This is a genomic window from Mycobacterium sp. E1715, assembly GCF_001667625.1.
Classification (GTDB): Bacteria; Actinomycetota; Actinomycetes; order Mycobacteriales; family Mycobacteriaceae; genus Mycobacterium.
In genome coordinates this window covers 1-2,237 of record NZ_LZJJ01000003.1, presented here as the reverse complement: position 1 = coordinate 2,237, position 2,237 = coordinate 1, and the positions used below count along the sequence as shown (strand labels likewise).

At 68.0% G+C, this 2,237-nt stretch carries 1 protein-coding gene and 1 pseudogene; one reads left to right on the top strand and one right to left on the bottom strand.

Going from position 1 to position 2,237, the window contains the following annotated elements:
* On the top strand, window positions 1–1,701 hold a 1,701-nt coding region (locus tag A9X03_RS00050), incomplete at its 5' end, for a condensation domain-containing protein (RefSeq protein WP_231975231.1).
* Here the strand turns inward: A9X03_RS00050 and A9X03_RS28015 are convergent.
* A pseudogene (locus tag A9X03_RS28015) lies at window positions 1,614–2,123 on the bottom strand (phosphopantetheine-binding protein); the annotation flags it as partial. The gene A9X03_RS00050 and the pseudogene A9X03_RS28015 sit on opposite strands and share 88 nt — an antisense overlap.
* Window positions 2,124–2,237: the final 114 nt, after the last annotated feature.

Here is a 2,237-nt window from a genome sequence, read left to right as displayed (position 1 = left end):
TCCGGCGCCCCGCGCCTGGTCGGCTACGTCACCGGCACGATCGACGCGGCCGACGCGCGCGCCGCGCTGGCCGGTCGGCTGCCCGGCTTCATGGTGCCGTCCGCGGTCGTGGTGATGGCTGCGTTGCCGCTGACGGTCAACGGCAAACTCGACACGCGAGCCCTCCCCGCGCCGGAATACAGCGATGCCAGCCGATTTCGCGCCCCGGTCACTGCGGTGGAGGAGGTGCTGGCCGGCGCCTTCGCACAGGTTCTCGGTCTCGAACGGGTCGGGATCGACGAGTCGTTCTTCGACTTGGGCGGCGATTCACTGTCGGCCATGCGCCTCGTCACCGCCATCAACAAGTCATTGAAAGCCGGCCTGTCGTTACGCGCCTTGTTTGACGCGCCCACGGTGGCGCTCCTGGCGCCGCACCTCAATGACGACGGGGCCGAGCGCGAGCCTTTGGTGGCGGGCGACCGGCCCGCTGTCCTTCCGCTGTCGTTCGCCCAGAGCCGGCTCTGGTTCCTCGAGCAATGGCGGGACCGCGCCGCGACCTACAACATGCCCACCGCGTTTTGGATCAGCGGGCCGTTGAACGTAGAGGCCCTTGGGGCGGCCCTCGACGACGTCATCGGCCGCCACGAGTCTCTGCGCACGATATTCCCCGATGCCGACGGCGTCCCGTTCCAGCGGGTGTTGCCGGCCCGAAGCGGTATGTGGCAAGGCGGGGACGCGGCCGTGGCGTCGTTGCCCGAGCAGGACATACCCGCCGCGTTGACGGCCCTGGCCGGCCATCGCTTCGACCTATCGACTGACATCCCGATTCGCGTGCGGGTGTACTCGGTCGGCCCGGAGCGGCATGTGATCGGAATTGTTCTGCACCACATCGCCTTTGACGGGTTGTCGCTGGCTCCGATGGTGCGGGACATCAGCGTGGCCTACCGGGCGCGCGAGCGCGGCCAGCCACCCGACTGGCGTGAATTGCCGGTGCAGTATGCGGATTACACGTTGTGGCAGCGGGCGCAGTTCGGTGATCTCGATGACGGTAGTGGTCCGATCGGCGGGCAGTTGGCATTTTGGGAGGATGCGCTGGCGGGGATGCCGGAGCGGTTGGTATTGCCGACGGATCGGCCTTATCCGGTGGTGGCCGATCAGTGTGGGGCGACGGTGGCGGTGGAGTGGCCGGCGGGGTTGCAGCAGCGGGTGCGTGCGGTGGCCCGGGAGTGCAATGCGACGAGTTTCATGGTGGTTCAGGCGGCGTTGGCGGTGTTGCTGTCTCGGCTGAGCGCGAGTTCCGATGTAGTGCTGGGCTTTCCGACCGCCGGTCGAGATGATCCCGCGCTCGACGAATTGGTCGGCTTCTTCGTGAACACCCTGGTGCTGCGGCTGGATCTCACCGGGAACCCCACGGTCGCGGAGTTGCTGAACCAGACCCGTGATAAGGGTCTCGCCGCCCTCGAGCATCGGGACGTGCCGTTCGAGGTCCTGGTTGAGCGGCTTAATCCGGTTCGGTCGCTGGCTCATCATCCGCTTGTGCAGGTGCTGTTGGCGTGGCAGAACCTGGCGGGGGCCGGCAACACCCGCTGGAACGGGACGCCGTCGGCATCGGGGAATATCGTGCGCAGAGACTCGTGGCGGCCGATGACGTCGTCGAGGGCCGCCCCAAGGGCCTCTACGTTCAACGGCCCGCTGATCCAAAACGCGGTGGGCATGTTGTAGGTCGCGGCGCGGTCCCGCCATTGCTCGAGGAACCAGAGCCGGCTCTGGGCGAACGACAGCGGAAGGACAGCGGGCCGGTCGCCCGCCACCAAAGGCTCGCGCTCGGCCCCGTCGTCATTGAGGTGCGGCGCCAGGAGCGCCACCGTGGGCGCGTCAAACAAGGCGCGTAACGACAGGCCGGCTTTCAATGACTTGTTGATGGCGGTGACGAGGCGCATGGCCGACAGTGAATCGCCGCCCAAGTCGAAGAACGACTCGTCGATCCCGACCCGTTCGAGACCGAGAACCTGTGCGAAGGCGCCGGCCAGCACCTCCTCCACCGCAGTGACCGGGGCGCGAAATCGGCTGGCATCGCTGTATTCCGGCGCGGGGAGGGCTCGCGTGTCGAGTTTGCCGTTGACCGTCAGCGGCAACGCAGCCATCACCACGACCGCGGACGGCACCATGAAGCCGGGCAGCCGACCGGCCAGCGCGGCGCGCGCGTCGGCCGCGTCGATCGTGCCGGTGACGTAGCCGACCAGGCGCGGGGCGCCGGG